The sequence below is a fragment of the uncultured Lamprocystis sp. genome (genome assembly GCF_903933125.1).
Taxonomy (GTDB): Bacteria; Pseudomonadota; Gammaproteobacteria; order Chromatiales; family Chromatiaceae; genus Thiodictyon.
This window is the reverse complement of sequence record NZ_CAIZIZ010000192.1, coordinates 1-19,893: the sequence shown is the minus strand read 5'-3', so window position 1 is coordinate 19,893 and position 19,893 is coordinate 1. Positions and strand designations below refer to the sequence as shown.

General features: G+C 68.2%; 19 protein-coding genes and 1 pseudogene. 9 read left to right on the top strand and 11 right to left on the bottom strand.

From position 1 onward, the window contains the following. Window positions 1–12 precede the first annotated feature (12 nt). Window positions 13–102 carry a helix-turn-helix domain-containing protein gene (locus QZY03_RS32055; protein WP_367268220.1) on the top strand — a complete coding sequence of 30 codons (90 nt, stop codon included), beginning with the start codon at window positions 13–15 and terminating at the stop codon, window positions 100–102. Between the two features lie 27 nt (window positions 103–129). Here QZY03_RS32055 and QZY03_RS09600 read toward each other — a convergent pair whose 3' ends face one another. The 11 genes and pseudogenes from QZY03_RS09600 to QZY03_RS09550 all read right to left on the bottom strand — a co-directional run bounded on the left by QZY03_RS09600 (window position 130) and on the right by QZY03_RS09550 (window position 10,325). After that, complete coding sequence (locus tag QZY03_RS09600) at window positions 130–324, bottom strand: hypothetical protein (RefSeq protein WP_295580401.1); 195 nt, start codon at window positions 322–324, stop codon at window positions 130–132. Window positions 325–663: 339 nt separating this feature from the next. Continuing rightward, on the bottom strand, window positions 664–984 hold the full coding sequence (locus QZY03_RS09595) for a hypothetical protein (RefSeq protein WP_295580399.1): 321 nt from the start codon (window positions 982–984) through the stop codon (window positions 664–666). A gap of 64 nt (window positions 985–1,048) precedes the next feature. Then, window positions 1,049–1,870 carry a M23 family metallopeptidase gene (locus tag QZY03_RS09590; protein ID WP_295580403.1) on the bottom strand — a complete coding sequence of 274 codons (822 nt, stop codon included), beginning with the start codon at window positions 1,868–1,870 and terminating at the stop codon, window positions 1,049–1,051. Window positions 1,871–2,010: 140 nt separating this feature from the next. Next, on the bottom strand, window positions 2,011–5,001 hold the full coding sequence (locus QZY03_RS09585) for a conjugal transfer protein TraG N-terminal domain-containing protein (RefSeq protein ID WP_295580397.1): 2,991 nt from the start codon (window positions 4,999–5,001) through the stop codon (window positions 2,011–2,013). Between the two features lie 61 nt (window positions 5,002–5,062). Then, window positions 5,063–6,274 (bottom strand): annotated as a pseudogene (locus QZY03_RS09580) (conjugal transfer protein TraH); the annotation flags it as partial. Beyond that, window positions 6,267–7,214: a conjugal transfer protein TraF gene (gene traF, locus QZY03_RS09575; protein ID WP_295580395.1), complete on the bottom strand. Its 948-nt coding sequence runs from the start codon at window positions 7,212–7,214 to the stop codon at window positions 6,267–6,269. The gene traF and the pseudogene QZY03_RS09580, both read right to left, overlap by 8 nt. Continuing rightward, the gene (locus QZY03_RS09570) at window positions 7,201–7,695 is read right to left on the bottom strand and encodes a FlhC family transcriptional regulator (RefSeq protein ID WP_295580393.1); all 495 of its coding nucleotides are present in this window, start codon (window positions 7,693–7,695) and stop codon (window positions 7,201–7,203) included. Before QZY03_RS09570 ends, traF begins: the two co-directional genes overlap by 14 nt. Beyond that, a complete protein-coding gene (locus QZY03_RS09565; protein ID WP_295580391.1) occupies window positions 7,682–8,011 on the bottom strand; it encodes a hypothetical protein in 330 nt (109 codons plus the stop codon). Before QZY03_RS09565 ends, QZY03_RS09570 begins: the two co-directional genes overlap by 14 nt. Next, the gene (locus tag QZY03_RS09560) at window positions 8,008–9,090 is read right to left on the bottom strand and encodes a lytic transglycosylase domain-containing protein (RefSeq protein WP_295580389.1); all 1,083 of its coding nucleotides are present in this window, start codon (window positions 9,088–9,090) and stop codon (window positions 8,008–8,010) included. Before QZY03_RS09560 ends, QZY03_RS09565 begins: the two co-directional genes overlap by 4 nt. After that, entirely contained in the window at window positions 9,083–9,346 is a 264-nt protein-coding gene (locus tag QZY03_RS09555; RefSeq protein ID WP_295580387.1) for a hypothetical protein, read from the bottom strand. Before QZY03_RS09555 ends, QZY03_RS09560 begins: the two co-directional genes overlap by 8 nt. Next, window positions 9,336–10,325, bottom strand: a complete 990-nt coding sequence (locus tag QZY03_RS09550; RefSeq protein ID WP_295580385.1) for a ParM/StbA family protein — start codon at window positions 10,323–10,325, stop codon at window positions 9,336–9,338. The genes QZY03_RS09555 and QZY03_RS09550 overlap by 11 nt, the downstream gene beginning before the upstream one ends. Window positions 10,326–10,962: 637 nt before the next feature. Between QZY03_RS09550 and mobI the strand changes: the two genes are divergently transcribed. The 8 genes from mobI to QZY03_RS09515 all read left to right on the top strand — a co-directional run. Next, the gene (gene mobI / locus QZY03_RS09545; RefSeq protein WP_295580383.1) at window positions 10,963–11,523 is read left to right on the top strand and encodes a conjugative transfer protein MobI(A/C); all 561 of its coding nucleotides are present in this window, start codon (window positions 10,963–10,965) and stop codon (window positions 11,521–11,523) included. Window positions 11,524–11,603: 80 nt separating this feature from the next. Further along, entirely contained in the window at window positions 11,604–13,856 is a 2,253-nt protein-coding gene (gene mobH, locus QZY03_RS09540; RefSeq protein ID WP_295580381.1) for a MobH family relaxase, read from the top strand. Then, window positions 13,853–15,832, top strand: coding sequence for a conjugative transfer system coupling protein TraD (gene traD / locus QZY03_RS09535; protein WP_295580379.1), 1,980 nt, complete (start codon window positions 13,853–13,855; stop codon window positions 15,830–15,832). Before mobH ends, traD begins: the two co-directional genes overlap by 4 nt. 4 nt (window positions 15,833–15,836) lie before the next feature. Beyond that, complete coding sequence (locus tag QZY03_RS09530) at window positions 15,837–16,238, top strand: hypothetical protein (RefSeq protein ID WP_295580377.1); 402 nt, start codon at window positions 15,837–15,839, stop codon at window positions 16,236–16,238. Then, window positions 16,231–16,899: a DUF4400 domain-containing protein gene (locus QZY03_RS09525; RefSeq protein ID WP_295580375.1), complete on the top strand. Its 669-nt coding sequence runs from the start codon at window positions 16,231–16,233 to the stop codon at window positions 16,897–16,899. Before QZY03_RS09530 ends, QZY03_RS09525 begins: the two co-directional genes overlap by 8 nt. A gap of 192 nt (window positions 16,900–17,091) precedes the next feature. Continuing rightward, complete coding sequence (locus QZY03_RS09520) at window positions 17,092–18,528, top strand: hypothetical protein (RefSeq protein ID WP_295580373.1); 1,437 nt, start codon at window positions 17,092–17,094, stop codon at window positions 18,526–18,528. Between the two features lie 79 nt (window positions 18,529–18,607). Further along, a complete protein-coding gene (locus tag QZY03_RS32050) occupies window positions 18,608–19,138 on the top strand; it encodes an SUMF1/EgtB/PvdO family nonheme iron enzyme (protein WP_363169981.1) in 531 nt (176 codons plus the stop codon). After that, window positions 19,129–19,893: SUMF1/EgtB/PvdO family nonheme iron enzyme (locus QZY03_RS09515; protein WP_295580371.1), on the top strand; the 765-nt coding region annotated here is incomplete at its 3' end. The genes QZY03_RS32050 and QZY03_RS09515, both read left to right, overlap by 10 nt.

Below are 19,893 nucleotides of genomic sequence, written 5' to 3'. Positions count from 1 at the left end.
CGGGCACTCAGCGTGAAGCAGATCTGCAAGACGCTGGCGATCTCGCGAGCGACGTTCTACCGCTATCTGGCCGTCGCGGCAGGGCCGGAGTCCTTAGCGTAAGTTTTCGTTCCAATGATTGTCAGACCCCTAGTACCGCGACTGGGCGATCACCACGCCAAACAACGTGGCAATCGCCCGCAGCAAGTTGGAGGTGCGCGAGGCGGTGATCGGGACCAGGATCGCCTGGAGCGTCAGGATGAACCAGCGACTGCGCCGCGCACCATGCGCGGTCGCCGGAAAGAGGGCTTGGAACTGCACGGCGAGAGCGGGTAAGATCGACATGGAATGCGGGCTCGTTTAGTTTTTAATCAACGGATTAGGCACCTTCGATTATACCCTGAATAGAGTCCGCATTCACCGTTAAGTCACTGAAATGTCATCGCAATAGGCCGCTATTCCGCGCCCTCAGCGAGGCCGTCGAGCGGCTGATAAGTATATTAGCTAACACTAATAAACTAATCATTTCGTGTACGCTTTTTTGCGCTGCATACTGTGTATTTCCTATTCGGCAACCAAATTAAAAGTAGGAAACTTCAGTATCATAGTTGCCTCGGTGTTCCGCTAAGAGACCGTTCAACAATGACTGCGTCGCTTGGAAATTGAAGGTGCTGGTGCGTGGCTTTATAGCATCCTCATGAATCGTCGCGATGTCCGCATCCTGTAACTATTGCCGCCGATGTTAATGTCTCCGTTCATCATCAAGCCGGTGGCCGGATTTATCATGCCGTCAAGGATATTTTTATCAGTCGCCTGAACGAGTTGTCGATCCCGGTATAATTGGACTACGACAAGCCATGCGAACACGGCGAAGAAAACGGTGAGAGCCATTTTGCCATCGATCAAGAACAGAGCGATGAACGCGACGGGGGTGATGAGGATCCACCAGACTCGCCGTGGAATAGTACGAATGGCCCGGCGGAACCGGCGGATGAAATCGCGCATGACTTTCCCTCCCATTGACGGCCAACAAGGTTCTGGCGAGACGCCAGAGAATTTTGGAGGCGCTTCACGCGCCCCGATTCACACGCTGAAATGCAGAGAGCACTTTCGGCAGATAGTCCACCGTCTCCTGTTTCAGCGGCTGACCTCTGCCGGCCAGATAATCATCAATTCGATGAGCCCCCGCGTTGTACGCCAGCACGGCGTGCTCCCAATTGCCGAATTTGCCATAATCTGTTGCCAGCTTTCTTGCCGCTCCCTCCGCCGCGTCGCGCGGATCGAAGGGATTTGCGACGCCATAATCGGCCGCGGTCGCCGGCGTGATCTGGAACATGCCCTGCGCCCCCGTGTCGGACACGGCTTTGGGGTTGAAGTGGCTCTCGACCGACGCAACGGCCGTCAATAGTCCCGCAGGCAGGTGATGTCTCGCCTCCGCCGCGGCGAACACGCCTCGTAATGCTGCCGGTGCGACAATCGGCGCCTGATGGTGACCACCGTCGGTTGCGCCGGACGCCGGACGCGACGGTGCTGCTGTGACGGCAGGCACTGCGTGATCCGGGTGTCCAGACCCGAGGACGTGTGTCAGGGGATCCCGCATGGGATCGACCGCCGCGCCGTTGCGCCAGACTTCAAAGTGTAGGTGTGGACCGGTACTTCCGCCAGTATCCCCGGAATACCCAATGACGTCGCCGCGTTGCACCGTCTGTCCTTTCTGAACCGCGACGCGGGACAGGTGCAGGTAGCGGGTGCCGACGTCCCCGCCGTGGTCGACCGCGATGGAGTTGCCGGCGCCGTGCGCCTGCACCCCCGTGCGGGCGATCCCGGCGGCAGCGGCATGGATCGGGGTCCCCTGCGGCATCGCGAGGTCGACGCCGCGATGGGGTCGCACCTGTCCCGTGACTGGGCTCACACGCTGTTCGGAGAAGCCCGACGTGACAGGATAGCGATTGGCGTTGGCGACCGGGGAATCCAGGGCGATGGTCGCGCCCTGTCCCTGATCACCCAGGGGACCACGGTGCGGCTCACCCGTCAGTCCAAGCTCAGGGCTTTTTTTTCCAGCGGCTGCGTCTGTTCGTTGAATGCCCCGATGAGCCGCAAATCCGTGTCGTCCTTGGTGCTCGCCGCGCGCTCGATGAGGTCGGCGATCTGCGCGCCCCGGCGGCTGCTGCCCGACTCCGTGATCACGGCCTGTTGCGCGGCCTGGTGGGCGTCGCTCGGCATCCCGGCGATCACCGATTCGGTCGCCGTCCGGTACAGTTGCTCTTGCGCGGGGCTCAATCCGTAGGACGAAATCTGATTCATCCGCGCGTCGATCATCGCGTCACGGGCGCCGGTCCAACCCGCCTCACTCCCCGCCGCGGTCCGCCCGGCCTGGACCGCCGCACCGATGCCTTGGCCGTCCCGCAGCGCCCCGGCGAATGCCTGAGCCCCGGCCGCCGTCTGGCTGGCGACGCCGCCGGCACCGGCCCCAATCAGTGCCACCGTCTCCGCCGCCTGGGCGAGCAGTCCGCCGGCCTCGTTCTGGGCCACCTGAGCGGCGGTGCGCGGGAGCGCCGCGTGTTGCTCGATGAGCGCGCCAAGTCTGGACTGCTTCTCCGATCGCAAGGCGCCTTGCGCCTGACCTGCGGAAGTAGCCACCGCGTGGCGGGCGCCCTGCGCAAAGCGATCGACGGCCCCCGGGTTCCAGGCATCGCGGGTGGCATCGCCATGCGCCGACACCTGGCCCGGTAGGCTGGCCGTCTCTGGCCGGATATCCCGCAGTCCGGCGCCCACGACCTGGGATTGGGTGTCGCCGAAGCCGGGCGCCGCGCCGGTCAGGTCGGCGTTGCGGCTGGGTGAGATTCCTTGGGGTGCTTGAAAATTGAATTCGCTGGCCAGGATCTCCATGCCGGCCGCCTTCGCGCCCGCCCGCTCGCCCGGCGTCATGCCGCTGGCCCGCTGACCGTCGGTGTGACCAAGCAGCAGTCCCATCCCGGCGATCGCCCGCGCCTGGTCCGGATCGGCGGTGACACCACCGACCAAGAGCCGTTGCGCCGCGGCATCGCGATCGCCGTCGAGGTTGTAGCTCGAAATCGTCCGATCCAAGGTTTCATTGAGCGCCTGGTGTTCCGGTCGCGCCAATGCGGCACCCGCCGCAATGCCATTGAACGCGCCCAGGGTGCCGAACCGCTCGGACTGCGATTCCGCCCGCTCGAGACTGCGCGATGCGGACTGGACCTCCTCCGCTGATTGCGTGAGTTGCGATGATTCCCGATGATCCAGCCCCGCCGTGAAAACGTTGCGCTCGCCCGTCTGCGAGTCGACCTTGAGACCCTCGGCAATCCGCGTCTGCAGCGACTGATCAGTTGTCACTCTTTCCGAGATATCCGACGCCATCTTGTTCGCGAGTTCGCTATCGACGCCGTACTGACTGCTCAACTTGGCCGCGATGTTCGCCTTTCCCTTCGCTCCCCCGAGCGAACCCGCAATAATCGCCCCCATCTGCGCGCTCGACATCCCGCTCTCACTGTACTGTTTGGTCAGTCCTTCCGCCGTTGCCACCAGCACCGAATCGGTCTGGCTCTTGCCCCCATCCTTCATCCAGGTGCTGGCATGCGCATCAAAGCTTTCGCCACTGGTGGACGCGGTGGCACTGGCCGCGCGACTGAGCGCCGACGCGAACCCGCTGCTTGACCGCTGCATGTCCTGCTGACTGGAGCGCAGATCCCGCTGGACTTCTTGTCCGACATTGACCGACCAGGTTTGCTGCTCGGCGCCGGGTGCCACGGTGCCCGACAGCGGCCCATGCGTCATGATCGGCTGCATGTTCAGCGCCGCGGCGGGGTTCGCCACATCGGGCGAAGCGATCTTCTCGTTGATGTGATCCCCACCCTGGAGCCGTCCCGCGAGGTGCGTCGCGGTGATGGCCGATCCGTAGATCAACATCAACGAAATCGCCGGCGTACTCGCCGCGAGCATCCCGCCGACCCCCAGATAATCGCTCAAAATGAAGTCGAGCTTCCAGTTCGCCAGAATTGACGGCAGCGGGGTATTGCCCAGTGCCACATCCTGGAGCGCGTCCATCTTGAACTTCACCGCCATGATGATATAGAGGTTGATGATCGCGAGGATCGGCTGCCACAATTGAATCCACAACCCGAACAACAGGTACTTGCCCACCATCCCGATGCCGGTCGGCCCCAGCCCAATCGCGAACACCATCAGCGGTGACACCGCATACAGGAAGGCTTCAAAGAACGTCATCATCGGCCGCACGATCCGGGAGAACAGGCGTTCTTCCGATGCCCACTGGGTGTTGCGCTGCTGGGCCGCTTGTTCGATGGCAGCGGCATCGGCTCCTTGGAGGAGTGCGCGCTTATTGGCCGCGCGGGCGTAGGGCAGCATGGCCGCCGCGGTCGCCATCACCATGTAGTTCTGGGCGCCGACGCCGGTCCCCGCGAGCGCGTCGAGTGCGGAGTTCACTGCCCCCGGCACATCGTTCGGGTTGGCGATCCGCAGTGTCGCCGCTACCGAGGCTTGCAGCTTCGGCACGTACTGCGTGGTGAGGTAGTGCGACAGATCGGTCCAGGCGTCTGGGCATTCCTTCGTCACCGGGGTGCCGCCGATCCACAGTTCCGTCGTCGGCACCACCAGCGTGCTGCCGAGCGCGGTCTGCCAGTTGGGATTGCGCAGGAGGTCGTCGGCGGACCGGGTGCCGTTGTTGAATCCATACAAGGTGCACTCGGAGAGGTAGTTGACGAAGGTCCGCGCCATGTCCGCGCCGGCAGTCGGGGCGTTCGCAGCCCCCAGGGCCGTCATCGACAGCGTCGTCCGGCGCACCCCTTGGAGGATGTGCAAGGGTGCAGCGAAGCCATACTCCGTCAGCGTCGGGGTGGCGAAAGCCTGCTCGAACAGCTTGGTGACGCCGTAGCCGATCCCGCTCATCAGTCCGCCGATCGCGGCGGGTCCCAGCGGCACGTTGTCGACCACGCGCACCGCCCCGGAATAGACATCCTCGACGGACACCTTCACGTTTGGCATAGGGGTTCTGATGGAGCGCGGTCGCCTGGGCCGCCTGGCCGATCAGGTCGTCCAGCAGCAGTTTCGTCATCTCCAAGGCGATCACCGGCGCGGCTTTCTCGGCGAAATCACGGGCCATCCCGGTGTCGTATTGGCCGAGGTTGTGGAGCATGGCACCCAAGCCATGCGGCGCGAGTTCCATGAACGCCTTCTCCGGTCCGGTCAGCGCCACGTTGCCCCAGCGGAATTTCTCCACGAGCCCGACGGCCCCGGCCTGCGCGGGGTCACCCAAGAGGATTCGGGAGGTGTATTGGGCGAAACCCACCAGATCCGTCACCGCGACGATCGTGGGATGCAGGCAGCCATTCACGCTCCGGTCATCGCACGCCCAGCGTTGGACGGTCTGCGTCGTCCGGCGGGCGGCGTCCCGCTCGTGGGCGGCGGGTCCCCACAACAGGTCGCGCACCGACAGCACATTACCGCGTAACGGGGTGATGCCCGGACTTTCCCCGTAGCCGTCGGGCGCGGCCTCGGGCGGTCCGACAATGATCGAGCCGGTGACACTCATGATCGCTTCCAGCAGCGCATCGTCACCGCCCACGAACCGCCCCGCGACACTGGTGCGTTTGAGCGCCTGCCAGACGAGATTGCCTTGTAAGTCGGCCTCCCCCCGCTGCACGTCGGTCAAGTTGTTCTTTGCCTGGGTGGCCGGACTGGTCCCGGTCGCGGTCGTGCGGGTCTGGAAGATGTCACCGATGCCGGTGGCGGCGAGGGTTTGTGAGGTTTTCGAGGTCAAGGCGCCGTCGAGCGCGGACGCGGCATCGTTGACCAGCCCCTGAGCCAGTTGGCAGGAGTCGGCGAAGGCGGAGTTGAGCTTCTGCACCGTGTCCTGGAGCTTGGAGATGATCTCGGCCGCCTGGGGTGACATGGCGGCCAGGGCCATCTGGAAGGCGTAGCCGGTGGCATTCGCGGCAATCGCCCGCATCAGCGCCTGGAACTGATCGGCGTTGATGAAGCTGAAGCTGCCCGCGTAGAGGTCGATGCCGCCGCAGCCGGCTTCGAACGACGGCGGGGTGACCTGCATCAGGGATTCGGAGACGATGCGGTTACGCGCTTGTAATGACCCGCCGTCGAAGACCCCGCGGCGCTGCCCCAGATGGGCGGTGGGCGTCGTCGCGTTGACCATGGTATTGAACAGTTGGTCGGACTGCTGCGCCAGGCCGCCGGCGTGCAGGATACCGACCTGCAGTAAAGCGGTGATCGCCAGCGGCGCGAGGGTGCGTGCTTTAGTCATGGATGAAGTCTCGCAGGCGTGCCACCAGGGCGGCGGGGTCGTCGGGCAGGTCGCCCGCGTGCAGGAGCGCCGTGGCGCTGACGTCGGTAGTCACCGCCCGGTTCGGCGTGCCCTCGGCTTCCGTGATCCAGCCCGCCGTGACCGCGGCCGTCACGAACCGCTCCTGCAACTGGGCCAGGGACAGCAGCCCCTGGGCGACCGCCGCGACCTGCGGGCCGGCGGGGTCGGGGCGCACCAGGAACAGGGCGGGCGTGGCGCGCACCCCAAGGGCGCGGCTCTGGCCAGCGTCCGTACGAAACGTCGGAAAAAGCCCACTGGGTAAGGGCGCGCCGTCCAGTGCGATGGGAAGCACGGTGAAGCCATAGCGCTGGGACATCAGCTCAAGCAACGGGGCCTGCGCGTCGCAGTAGGGGCAGTCGGATCGGAAGAAGAACCAGACCACCGCGCGCTGGGCGATACGCCCGAGCACGGCGTCGCGGGCGTCGCCGGCCGTCTTGTTCGCCAGGTTGGCGCCGAAGGTCGCGGTGGGCCGCTGGGTGATCTCGTCGAGGTCGGGATTGCCCTGGACCACGCGTGCGGCCACCGTCGCGAAGGTCGAGGACTTGTCGAGCACCACGCGCTGTAAGTAGAAGAAGGCCGCGACGTTCTCCGGGGTCGGGTCATCGATGGCGCGATCCCGATACCGATCCAGATGCTCCCGCATCCAGGCGGCGGACAGGGGCGCGGGTGGCGGCACCGCGGCCACCGCGGGTGGCGCGATGACCGCAGCCGGGGAGGGCGGGGGCGGCGGGACCGGCTCCGGGGGCAGCGGCGGCGGGAGCGCGTTGCGGTACCAGAACCAACCCTGCGCTTTGCCCGCGTAAAACCCCTCCGGTCCGGCGCTGGCCGCGCCGGCGATGACCAGGCCAAGCGCGACGAGGAAGCATCTATACGCGCGCATACAGTGAGCACAACGGACAGGTTGACCCAAGCATTCCCGCGCGCATGACGAGAAACCCCACGTCGCAGGTCGGGCAGTGCTGCACCTGCGCCTGGCCGCAGCGCAGGTCACGCGCGGTGGCCCAGGCCAGATTGATGTCGAGCAGCGGGGGCTGGTGCCCGGGGATCAGCGCCAGATACAGCTCGAAGGCGTCGAGCAAGGCGGTGTAATTGATGGCCTGGTAGAGCCCCCGTCCATCGAGGCGTAGATACCAGGCGGCGAACAGGGAGGCATGCGCCTGTTGCGGGCGGGTTTTGATCACGGTGCCCACGCTGGTCACGAGGGGGCCGCCGCGGGGCGAACGGCCGTGAATTTCGCGGTGGAGGTTGCGCAGGTAGTCGCGGGCGACGCCGGTGCCGGAATGCACGATGGAGAGTTTGACGCCGTGACGAACCAGGCGGACGGCCAACCGCAAGGCGGCGTAGCGCTCAACTGCACCCATTGGCGCCCCCCACGGCCAGCAGCGCCGTATGCATCGCGAAGACCGGGCAGTCGGTCGCCACCGGGCGCGTGCGTCCCGGCAGACAGACGGTCTCCACCGCCCGGGTGGGCAACCGCACTTCAAACGTACAGACCGGGAGCTGCGCCAGCGCCATGACGTCCTCCGGGCCGGCGGTCTGCAGCCATTCGGCCAGGACCTCGGGGACGCCGAAGGCGGCCATCGCGAACGGCACGCTCTCGCGGGCCGCGTCCCGCGCGGCCAGGAAGAACGCGGTGTTGAGCCGCCGGATCGCCGCCGCGTGGGTCGGTGCGTTCACGGTGAGGGTTGGAACCAAAGTTGCTCCCGCGCCGCCAAGACCCGCGGCACATACGTTTGTGTTTCCCGATACGGGGGGACGCGCCAGCCGTGTTTGACGACCGCGTGCTCACCCGCGTTATAGGCGGCTGCCACCAGTGCCGCGTCACCACCGAACAACTCCGCCAGATCGCGCAGATAGCGCACCCCGGCATCAATGTTCTGATCCAGATCGTGCGCATCAGCGCCATAGCGCGCCGCGGTGCCGGGCATCAATTGCATGACCCCGCGCGCCCCTTTCGGGCTGACGGCCGATTGGCGGAAACCGCTCTCGTGCTGGGCGATCGCCAGCGCAAAGGCGGGGTCCACCCCGTGGCGTGCGGCGGCCGACCGGATGCGCGTGACGACGGACCGCTGGTCGGCAGGGACCGCTCCTGCGGTGCCGCGTGGTGCGGTCACCGGTTGCGTGCCGGCGCCGCGGATCGCGGGTCGCGCCGCGCTGTCCACGGCGCTCGCGATGGCCAGGACCTGCCGGCCCAGGGCGCGCGCCGCGGTGGTCTGCGTGGGATACGCCACGCGGCCGATCGCCAACGCCGGGTCGTGCGGCGTCGTGCGCAGCCCCGCGGCGAGGATCTCGGCGGCCCGGCGCAGGTTGGTCGCGGGGTCCAGCAGGTCGGATGCCGCGTCGACGCGATCCGTCAGGTGCGCGATGTTGATCCCCGTCATACCGACGTCCATGGTGTTCTCTGGTGGCCCCGCTTCCGGCGTCAGGACTGCCTGCGCGGCCTGGGCGCGGTCCGGGTAGTAGTGGGGACGTCCCCGCGTGATCACCGTCCAGGGCCAGGGCGCGGCGGTGCCCTGCGCATCGACCTGGCCGGAACGGGCCACCGCCAGGGCGTACAGGAGCGCCGGCCGGATACCCTGCGCCCGCGCGGCGCGTTCAAACGCGGTGCCCGCCAATGCCGGTGCCCCTGAAGCGTGCGTGCCCGCCAGACCGGGAAGCGGCACTGCGGCCAGGCAACCGACGGCCGTCAGCAACAAGATATGCCGAAGAATACTATAAAAAAGCTCGGTAAAAGATAAATTGTGCGGGTCAGACATGGTCGGAGATGGCGTCCAGGAGCCGTAAACGCCGGTCCAACTGCGGGTCGGCAGCCGGCTCCGACGGCGCCGCGGCGGGGGCGCTGCGCGTGGGCAGCGTCCCGCCCAGCACCGCCAGGCCCACCAACGCGAGCGCGCGCAGCCGCTCCGGGCGAGCGCGCGGCGACACCCGCGTCAGATCGTCGGCCAGCTCGGGGTAGGCATTGGTGATCTGGACCTGGAACCGGGGGATGCGCCGGCCGTGCTCAGCGGACATGGCGAAAGAATCCCCGCACATTCGCCGCGACCGGATCGTCTGAACCGACCACGGTGGCCCCCGGAAACAGGCTGCCGACCGTGGTGCCGTAGAGTGCACCTCCACCGCCCGCGAGCAACACCAGGTCCACGTTGGCCTCCTCCCGCCGCAGCGATTGGCGCAGCGCCTCGAGGGCGACTTCGGCGACCGCGGCGGCCGCCTCGCGTAACACCGGCGCCAGGGTCACCGTGTGGCCGGCTTGCAGCCAGGTCGTACGCCCGGCGCGCACCGCCGCCTCCAGGGCGATGGGGGTCGGCTTGCCGCCATAGCCCTCGGCGAGGTGCCGCGCCGCCCGCTCCAGGAGCACGGACATGGCCTCCAGACTGGTGCCGGATGCCGATCGGCGCAACTCGCCGGCGACCACCAAGGCCCAATCAAAGGAGTAAAAGCCGGCATCCAGGACCAGGACGGCACCGGTCTCGATGCGCTCCAGCAACCGGGGGTCCGTGGCCGCCCAGACCAAGTCCAGATAGGCCCCCACGGGTTGGGGGACGACGCGCACCTTCGCCACCTCAATGACGCCGACCCCCGTCGGGTGGGCACCCTGGATCAACTGGCGCAGGGCCGCGCTGCGCCGCGGGTCGTTGGCTTGTCCGACCGGCAGGCCCGTCACCACGGTCTCCAGATAGCGCTCGCCGGTGAGCACCAGACCCGCCCGCACCAGCGCCAGATAGGCGTCCGTCGTCGCGTAGTCGGCGTGGAGCGAGCGCACCCACCCATCAAGCCGTGCCGGCTCGATCCCGGCGGCCCACTGACGGCCCTGGATGTCCACGAAGATGGGCGCGTCCGGGTCGTCGGGGTGACCCTGGCGGATGCGCTCGCCCAAGCGGTCGGCGGGGGCGGCGCCGGCCGGGCGGATGACCACCCGCGGAGGGCCGCCAGGGCGACCGCTCGCCACCTTGAGGTTCGAGTAACCGATATCGAGGGCAGCGGCAGACATGGGGGCTCCAATAGTAGAGAAGACGTCGACACGAGGATTGCCGGTCATGGACCTGGGCCGGGAATCGGCGATTCGGCGATCAGCGCGGACCAGGAAGTAGAGCGCGCGTCGAGAACATGCAGCCAAGCGTCCCATGGATCAGAGCGGCTCCGTGAGTGCCCAAAGTTCGGTTTTGTGGGGGGAATGCGGGAAGCGCCGGTGAGTCGGCGCGCGAGCGCGGATGGCTGCTGCTGTCGAATCGACGTGAAGAGTGAACCTGCGAGCGCATCATGTGAATAGCGGGTCGCGGGCAATCGCCGCAAGCCACTGAATGAGAGACGTGCTGTCAGACGTGAATGTCCGCATCGACGCGCGCGGACGTGCCCGGCCAATGCCCGGTGTCACGCCGTGTCGCGGATTCCACGATGACGTGATGAGCGCAGCGGGCGTATTGCATGGTTATACGGGAGCTTGCGAAGCGACGCAACGACCTGTAACAATGAATAAAAGCGCTGACGTGAAACGAGCGCCGCGCTATTCACAAGCCAGGTGAATACGGGCCTCGGCACGCCTGTCCAGGGGGCGTCCCGAAGCCGTGACGAAGCCTACGTGACTAGCCGGTAGGCGCTACTCCAAAAGATAAGACTGTGGAAAGGTGATGAGTCGTACCAACGTACAGGCCGCGACGCGTGCAGTGGGGGAGGGGGATGCGCACGAGCCGGCGCTCCCGGATGGGCTGGCCGAGGCGGGCGCCCTGATCGACCAGTGGGTCGAAGCGAGCCTGGGAGCGCTGGCGCAGGACGCTCAGGCCGTGATCGAGCGCTTCCAGGCGCGGCTGACCGATGTCGGGCGGGACCATCCGAAGAGCGAGTGGGGCAAGATCGGGGTGCGCGTGCGCGCGCAGCACAGCCCCCAGTCGACCCCGGGCGCCTTCGCCGTGGAGTGGGTCTCTTTCAGCTTCGCCCATGGCCGCGCGGGGCGCCGGTGCCACACCACCTACATCCCGCGCGGGACGGGCGACCGCTATCCGCGGGCGGCCTTCCGCGCGCAGGCGCGGCCGTGGCAGATCGACCTCATCATGGAGGCGGAAGTGGCGCTCGGGCGTATCCGGACCGCGGCCCGCCAGCTCAGCCAGGCGCGGGTCCAACTGCGCAGTGCCACCCGGGCGGTGCTGGCGGCGCGGGCGTCCCCGGATGAGTGTCGGCACGGGCACGACTAGACGCGCTTCCCGGATACCCGCCGAAAAACCGAACCTTGGGTGCTCACGCCCGTCGCGCCCCCGCTGACATCATGGGCGCCATGAGCATCTTCGACTTCTTGCACCGCCGCCCCGCCCACCCCGTGCCGGCCGCGGCCCCGGTGGCCGTGACACCGCTGATCGCGCATCCGGACATCCCCCGTTATCCGCCGTTCCTGCAGGGCCTCCCGGTGGTGGCGTCGGCGCACCTGCTGGCGACCCAGGCCGACCTGGTGGACCAGCTTCGCTACGGGATTGGCTGTACGCCCGCCTTCTTCCAGACGCAAGTGCGCCCGGTCGTCGACCGCTTCGCCGCTTTCGTCCACCTCCTGCCGGCGTCCGAAGCGCACCATCACCGCGGCGCCGGCGGGTTGCTGCATCACAGCCTGGAGGTCGCCTTCTGGGCGGGTCAGGCAAGTGCCGGGAAGGTGTTCGCCATGGACCGGGAGCCGGCCGTGCGGCGCGTGCATGAGCCCTTATGGCGTCTGGCGGCGGCGCTGGCGGGTCTGTGCCACGATATCGGCAAGCCCATCTCCGACCTGTCGGTGACCAATCGCGACGGCACCCTGACCTGGTCGCCGATGCACGAGACCATTGCGGACTGGGCCGCCCGGCAGGGTCTTGACAGCTACTTCCTGCACTGGCGCGAGCGGCGCCACAACCGGCATCAGTCGGTGGGGATGGTCGCCGTCGAGCGCGTCCTGGGGCCGGATGTATTCGCGATGCTGTTCGCGGCGGACCCCGAGATCGGCAACGCCATGATCGACGCGGTGGCTGGGGCGAACGCGCAGGCAACGCTGACCCAACTGGTGAGCGACGCCGACCGCGCGTCGGTCGAGCGGGATCTGAAGACCAACCGCATCGACCCCCAGGCGACCGCGCTGGGGGTGCCCATCGAGCGCTACCTGCTCGACGCCATGGCCCGGCTGGTGCGTGCCGGCACCTGGGGGATCAATACCCCGGGGGCGCGCCTATGGATGCTGGGCGACAGCCTCTACGTGGTCTGGCCCCAGGGCGGCGATGAAGTCGTCACCCTGCTCGCCGCCGATCGCGTGCCGGGGATCCCGCGGCACCCGGACACCCTGGCGGACCTGCTGATCGAGCGCGGCTATGCGCTACCCCCGAGTGAAGGGGATGGTGTGCGCCGGTACTGGCGCCTGGCCCCGGCGCCCCTGGCGCGTGACGGCAAGCCGGTCACCCTGACCCTGTTGCGCCTGACCTCGCCGCACCATGTGTTGTCCGGGCCAGCGCCGGCCCCGGTCGGCCTGGCGGGTGATGCGGTGGTGCGGGCCGCAGTGGCGCGTCCCGTCCTGGTGGACAGCACCGTGGATGCCGACGCCGCCGCCCGCCGGGACGAAGCCGCGCGCCTGGGCCTGGAATGGGAGGAGGGCGACGCGGGAGGCGAGGTGGACGCGGTGGACCGGCTGGACGCCCCGCCGCCGTCCGTCGCCGACCAGAGACAGCTCCCGGAGGTTCCGGCGACGCCGGGCACCACCGGACGGGCGCCCTCCCCCATCGAGCAGGCCGCGGCGCGCTTGCGACAGCAACCGCCGGTGCCGGTGGCGCCATCCACCCCAGCCGAGCCCACCCCAGCGCCCGCCGATCCCCGCACGGTGGCCGAGGCGTGGTTCCAGGCGCGGCGCCCCGGCGCGGGTGCCCGTCTGCTGCTGGCCCTGGCCGCGGCCATCCGCACCGGCGAGCGCAGCCCCGCGACCGTGCTGTATTGCCCGGACCAACCCGGCAACCCGCTGTGGGTGCGGGTGCCCGAGGGCCTGGAGGGACAGGGTCCCGCCCTGGAGGCGCAGATCGCCGCCCTGTGGGACGACGCGCTGGTCGCGGTCGACATCCTGAAGCCCTACCTGCGCCTGCGCACGATCGACGCGGTCCGTGGGGTCGCCCTCACCGTCGAAGCCAGCGGCTACTTCGCGGCCTTGCTGCCGGCCGGCGCCCTGGACCGCTGTACGCCCCGGACGCGGGTTGAGGCAGCCCCAGGCACGACGGAGCCGTCGTCGGCCCTCACCGGTCCCCACGGTCCCACGCCGACGCTGACCTCGCCTGATTCAACCCCTGTGCCCACGGCCGGACAGAGCCCGAGCGCAGTCGCTACGGCCTTGATCAACCGCGTACGTGCGGCGCATGCCGCAACGGTCACGGGTGCGGCCGGGCCGGGCGCCGTAATCCTGGTCACGCCCGCGGACATCGCTGCCGCGGCGCAGGCGGCGGGAGTCAAGTTGCCATCGCTGAAACTGGCGCTGATGCACCGGCCCGGCTGCCGGATGACCCCGGACGGCGGCGCGCAGGTCGCCGCCGCATGAGCGCGGCCTATGCCGACCCCTGGCGCCCCAACTACGAACGCCGGGCGTTCATCCTGTGGGTCCTCGTGGCCGGGGTCGCGCTGGTCACCGCCGGTCTGTGGGGACTGCCGACGGGGGCCTTTCACTGGCTGGCATGGCTGGCGCTCGCCATGGCGCTGACCTGGGTCCGGGGTGCCGTGCGGATCGCGAGCCACCACGCCTGGCTGCGCGGCCACCCCCTCGGGTGCATCGCCCCGGAGGACTTCGCGGCCCGCCTGCCGTCCTGGTCGGGGGACCTATGGCTGGGCTGGGGCTTCGACTGGCTCCCCGTGCATACACAACTGGCACTGGACCTGATGCGGGCCGGCCCCGAGCAGTTCGCCCCGCGCGATCCGCAGCGCATGGGTGCCACCTGGCTGCACGGCCTGGGGGGACGCGATCAGGACCTGCGCATCCCGCTGTCGCACACCGACGGGCACATGCTCATCGTCGGGGTCACGGGCGCCGGCAAGACACGCACCTTCGACCTGCTGGTCACCCAGGCCGTGTTGCGTGGCGAGGCGGTCCTGATCATCGACCCCAAGGGCGACCGCGACCTGCGCGACACGGCGCAACGGGCCTGCGTGCTGGCCGGCAGCCCCGGGCGGTTCGTGCATTTCCACCCGGCCTTTCCCGCTCAGTCGGTGCGCATCGACCCCCTGCATAGCTTCAATCGGGCCACCGAATTGGCGAGCCGGGTAGCGGCGCTGATCCCGTCGGAGACCGGCAATGATCCGTTCAAGAGCTTCGGGCAGATGGCCCTGAGCAACGTGGTCCAGGGGCTGCTCGCGGTCGAGGAGCGCCCGAGCCTGGTCAGTTTGCGCCACTACCTGGAAGGCGGTGCCGAGGCCCTGGTCGAGCGGGCGCTGCGGCGGCACTTCACCGCGTGCCGGCCCGACTGGGAGACGGAAGCCGCGACCCTCCTGGCGCGCGCCCGTGACGGCGCTGCCCGCGTCAAGGCGCTGGTGCGCTACTACCGCGAGCGGATCAGCAGCGATCATCCATCGACCGTGCTGGACGGGCTGCTCGGGCTCTACGAACACGAGCAAGTCCATTTCTCCAAGATGGTTGCGAGCCTGATGCCGATCCTGAACATGCTCACGTCCGGGGACCTGGAGGGGCTCCTGTCACCGGTGGCGGGCACGGCCGATGATTCGCGGCGGCTGACCAACCTGGCCGAGGTCATCGCGGCGGACGAGGTGCTCTACGTCGGTCTGGACTCGCTGTCAGACGCCATGGTCGGGTCGGCGATCGGCTCGATCCTCATTGCCGACCTGGCCGCGGTCGCCGGGGATCGCTACAACCACCAGGGGCGCCCGCGGCCGGTCAACGTGTTCATCGACGAGTCGGCCGAAGTGGTGAACGATCCCTTCATCCAACTGCTGAACAAAGGCCGCGGTGCCGGCCTGCGCCTGGTGATCGCCGCGCAAACCTTCGCCGACTTCGCCGCCCGCACCGGCAGCGAGGCGAAGGCCCGGCAGGTACTCGGCAACATCAACAACCTGGTGGCCTTGCGCGTGCTCGATGCCGAGACCCAGGAGTACGTGGCCGAAAGCCTGCCCAAGACCCGCGTGACCACCATCATGCGCTCGCAGGGCAGTACCACCGATTCCAGCAACCCGGTGCTCTACACCGGCAACACCGGCGAGCGGGTGGTCGAGGAGGAGGTCGAGCTGTTCAGCCCGGCCTGGCTCGGGCAACTTCCGAATTTCGAGTACATCGCCAAGCTCTCGGGTGGGCGGATCGTCAAGGGTCGGCTGCCGATCCTGGGCGCGCTGCGCGGTGCGGTCGAGGCAACAGTCACTGCGCCGGCCACGGAGCCAGGCGGTGACCAGCGACCCAGCGGGGCACGCGCCGGACCCTCGGGGCCATCAGTCGCCGGCGCGTCTGCCGCGGACCCCCATGCGCCGGAGTCGGCCCCCATTGCCGCAGACGATCACGCACCCACTGGACCATGAGACGATGGGAAAAAGCGATCTGAACGCGGCCCTGAAGCGCTCCCAGCGCGACGCCCTGACGCAAGTCGAGATCGACTGGCCGGACAGCCGCGGGTTACTCGAACGCCTCGCGCTCGGGCTCGGGGCGGGTGACTCCAGCGATGCGGCCCGCTCCATCCGCCTGCAAGCCATCGCCATGGCCGCGATCAACGCCCATAAGGCCGCGAAGAAGGCCGGGGTGCCCGATCGCGAGCGCTTTGCGGCCTTCTTCGAGGCGCTCATGGGAGCACTGGCCGCGTCCGAGCATCCGGTGTTGGCGCAGGCCATGACGGCAAACCAGCGGCGTATCCTCGGCGGTCGGCTCCGCGCCGTCCTGCCGGCGCCCGGCCGGGGTCGGGAACACCCGCCCGGTGCCAAGGATGCTTGACGATGCGCATGAGGGCACCGACGGCAAAGGCATCTGGCTCTGGACCCTCGCCGCGGGCCTGCTGCTCTTCGTCATGGAGTTCATCCTGTTCGCCGCGTTGGTACCGACCGACTGGGCGCGCCAGGTCAGCGCCCAGGAACTCACCTCCCTGGTGGACGCCGTGGGACCGGCGCAGGCCGACGCCATCGTCGAGCGCGCGGTGCGGTGGTATCGGGCGTGTTTCGTCCGCACCGGACTGGAGGCATGGAGTTATCACCTCCTGGTGCCCGATCACCAGACGGCGGGGGCGGGGCTGGAGAAATTGGCCGACAGCCCGGTCTGGCCCTGGCTCGCGGGCCGGGTACAGGTGGTGTGGTGGTCGCTCGGGCAGGCCTGTCAGCGCGTGGCGCTCCTGCGCTTCTGGTGGCCGTTCAGCCTGATCCTGTGCGCTGCCGCCGCGTACGATGCCTTGTTGCGGCGGCGTATCCGGCAGCACGGCTTTTCCTATGCCAGTCCGTTGATCCATTTCTGGGCGGTGCGGGCGCTGCTGTGGATGCTGATCGGGACGCCGATGCTGTTGGTGGCGCCGATCCCGTTACCCGCCGCGGGCGTGCCGGTCGGGGTGGGCGTTGTTGCCGTACTCTTGGGGCTCGTGCTGGCCAACAGTCAGAAACGCCTGTAGCGCCAGGGGTATTTCCGTCCATGATCAATGGGCGGATACTCAGGTCCGGCAGGCGCCGCCTGACGATCGCCTGGCACCAGGACTTGGGTAGCAGATGCGTTACTTCGAAATACTCCAAGAAGCTTGATATTGCTCTATAGTGCTCTATACTACCCAAAAGAGACGGCGCGGCTGACAGTTGGAGGGCAGGCGATGACGTTGGACGAGGCACGTAAAGGGCTGTTTGATGAGCGGTTCATGCTCGGCGGCATGCGGCGCCGCGCGGCCATCAAGTATTTGTTGAAGTTGCCTGATCCGGCCGGGGTGCTGGTCCTCGCTGAGGCCCTTGGCCGGAATCCTCCGCACCCGAAGGCGATCCTGGGCGGCCTGGGTCGGCTCGCCGCGCCCGCGGACGCCGAGAAGATCGCGGCCTTGTGGGGCGAACTCGCCCGCGCCCCGAACCCCGCCCTGGCCGGTGTGCTGACCACGCTCGGCTGGCCGCCGGGGCGGGCGGTGGAGACGAAGACAGCGCGCGACTTGCTGGTCCTCGCCAACGAGGACACGGCGAAAGAGATCGTGCAGGCGGTTGCCGCCTTCGCGCGCGTTCTGCCGGTGGACGACGAGGCCGGCAACGACGCCATCTATGCCGCCTGGGTGCGTTCCCAGTCGGCGGACCTCGAAGCCTTGATCGCCCGGCAGGGGCGCCAATCCGCCAGCCCCGCGCTGGAGGCCCTGCATGCCCTGGTCACCGGTCGGCTGGAGCGGTATGCCGCACTGAAAGACCAGGACGGCACGCTGTTGGTCCAGGCCTTCGCCATGGCCCCCGAGCCGTTCCGCGCGCGTCTGGCCAAGACCGTCGCCGCCAGTCCGGACCGTGCGATCAAAGGGGCGTACCGCCGCGCCCTGACGAGCGGTGCGGTGGACCAGACCCAGGGGGTGGAAAACCTCAAACTGGTCGGCGACGAGGACGGCCTCTTCGAGCAGACCCGCCAACTGCGACTGCTGGACGTGCTGGGGTTGTGCGAGCGCTGGGCCACGGTGCCGGGCCGACCTGCGCACCCGGCCCACCGCGCCGCCGTGGACAAGGCGGTGAGCGACTACCGCGGCCTGGGCACCTTCAAGGTCGAGCCCGGTCCCACGCTGCCCACCGGCATGGTCGACCTCTTCGACTACTGGCGCTCGGAAAAGCCCAGCGCGGCCGACCTTCAGGCCGACCTCACGGCGGAGGACCCCTTCCGCAAGGCGCGCGGGCTCTATCTGGGCCAGGAGCGCGGACTGGTCGATGCCAAGCGCTTGGCCGACGCCGCCAAGAGCGAGCACTGGCCCGAGCGCCTCATCGCCCGGCTGCTCGATCCCGCCGCCCTGGTCGGCGCCCCGGAGGATCACGTGCTCTGGGTCAATGGCTGCGCTGGTGACGCCAGCCTGCTCGCCGCGCCCATCGGCGGTACCCCAGAGGACTATGCCCGCCACAGCGCCCGGTTCCAGCAGGCGAGCGGCCCCGCCGCTGCCCGCACCCGCGCACTGTTGTCGATCCTGTGCACTTTTCAGTCGGTCTTTGTCGAGGGGATACCAGAACTCAAGGAGATCGTCGAGGCGAACGACCGCCGCGACGTGGAACTGGAGGACGCGGGGGAGGCGGAGTTCGAGTAGGCGCGTACTCTTCCCCCCCTCCCCCCAGGGGGAGGGGGAGAAAGAGGGGAGGCCGGCGTGAAGTGCCCGATTCACCCCGATCCCTCTTACCCCTCCCCCCGAGGGGGAGGGGCAGGGGAGAGGGAGCGAGGGAGAGTGGAGCAGAGGCTCGAACCGGGTGAACCGCGGCGGTAGCTGGAGGAACGACGACCCCGAGAACTTTCGGGGCGCGAACCGCAACAGGAACGACCCAGGCAACCGCAGGGACAACCTTGGTTTTCGTCTCGTGAGCACAGGTTTCAAGGCAAGGGCCTCTCCCCCCGGCCCCCTCCCCCGCGCGGGGAGGGGGGGAAGGAGGGGGCGCCATTCACCCCGATCCGTCTTACCCCTCCCCCCGAGGGGGAGGGGCAGGGGAGAGGGAGCGAGGGCGCGCGAGGACTGGAAGCTGTCCCATCCACTCAGACCCGTGTCCCGCCACCGCGGGACCGAAACCGACAGGCCGGCGGCGGCCAGTAGCCCCCTGGGGCCACCGTCGCCGCCCGGCCACACTTTTTTCTCCCCTCCCCCCGAGGGGGAGGGGCCGGGGGAGAGGGGCAGAGGGGCAACAACAGGGTGTCAATCATGGCAGTAACGACGAAAACCATCCCCAAGGCCCAGGACCTGGCGCGCGCGATCCAATTTGAAGGGCTCTCCCACCGCATCGCCGTCAACCGCAAGGACGGCTCGGTGATGGTTCATGTCCCTGAGGGTGAGTTTACGATTGGCGATGGGCAGGGCACCGACTGCCCCAAGCACCAGGTGTTCGTCTCGGCCTACTGGATCGGGGTCTATGCGGTGACCAATGCGCAATACCTGAAGTTCGTCGAGGCGACCGGGCATCGCGCGCCAAACAACCAGGTGCATCGTGAGGCGGGCAAGGCGGCTCATCCGGTGACGGACATCTCCTGGGATGACGCCACCGCCTATGCGACATGGGCCGGGTGCGCGTTGCCGACGGAGGCGCAATGGGAGAAGGCGGCGCGGGGACCCAAGGGTTTGATCTATCCGTGGGGCAACGACTGGGGTGCCAGCCGGTGCCGACATGACAAGAACAAGGGCAGCGAGACGACCTGTGCGGTGTCCAGCTATCCGGGTGGAGTCTCAAGCTATGGCACCTACAACCAGAGCGGCAACGTCTGGGAGTGGTGCGCGGATTGGTATGGCAACGACTACTACGGTAAGTCGCCGGCGCGAGACCCGCGGGGGCCGGAGGGAGGCTCGGACCGGGTGGCCCGCGGCGGTTGCTGGGGGGGTGCCGTCCCCGCGGGGTTTCGGGGTGCGTACCGCTACCGGTGGGGGCCGGGTGGCCGCTACGACTACCAGGGGTTTCGTCTCGTGAGGCCAGCT

Bases quoted from the DNA above. Each gene is read 5' to 3' on its own strand.
- QZY03_RS09600 (WP_295580401.1), bottom strand. From the start codon at position 324: ATGTCGATCTTACCCGCTCTCGCCGTGCAGTTCCAAGCCCTCTTTCCG.
- QZY03_RS09595 (WP_295580399.1), bottom strand. From the start codon at position 984: ATGCGCGATTTCATCCGCCGGTTCCGCCGGGCCATTCGTACTATTCCA.
- QZY03_RS09585 (WP_295580397.1), bottom strand. From the start codon at position 5,001: ATGCCAAACGTGAAGGTGTCCGTCGAGGATGTCTATTCCGGGGCGGTG.
- traF (WP_295580395.1), bottom strand. From the start codon at position 7,214: ATGCGCGCGTATAGATGCTTCCTCGTCGCGCTTGGCCTGGTCATCGCC.
- QZY03_RS09570 (WP_295580393.1), bottom strand. From the start codon at position 7,695: ATGGGTGCAGTTGAGCGCTACGCCGCCTTGCGGTTGGCCGTCCGCCTG.
- QZY03_RS09560 (WP_295580389.1), bottom strand. From the start codon at position 9,090: ATGTCTGACCCGCACAATTTATCTTTTACCGAGCTTTTTTATAGTATT.
- QZY03_RS09555 (WP_295580387.1), bottom strand. From the start codon at position 9,346: ATGTCCGCTGAGCACGGCCGGCGCATCCCCCGGTTCCAGGTCCAGATC.
- QZY03_RS09550 (WP_295580385.1), bottom strand. From the start codon at position 10,325: ATGTCTGCCGCTGCCCTCGATATCGGTTACTCGAACCTCAAGGTGGCG.
- mobI (WP_295580383.1), top strand. From the start codon at position 10,963: ATGAGTCGTACCAACGTACAGGCCGCGACGCGTGCAGTGGGGGAGGGG.
- mobH (WP_295580381.1), top strand. From the start codon at position 11,604: ATGAGCATCTTCGACTTCTTGCACCGCCGCCCCGCCCACCCCGTGCCG.
- traD (WP_295580379.1), top strand. From the start codon at position 13,853: ATGAGCGCGGCCTATGCCGACCCCTGGCGCCCCAACTACGAACGCCGG.
- QZY03_RS09530 (WP_295580377.1), top strand. From the start codon at position 15,837: ATGGGAAAAAGCGATCTGAACGCGGCCCTGAAGCGCTCCCAGCGCGAC.
- QZY03_RS09525 (WP_295580375.1), top strand. From the start codon at position 16,231: ATGCTTGACGATGCGCATGAGGGCACCGACGGCAAAGGCATCTGGCTC.
- QZY03_RS09520 (WP_295580373.1), top strand. From the start codon at position 17,092: ATGACGTTGGACGAGGCACGTAAAGGGCTGTTTGATGAGCGGTTCATG.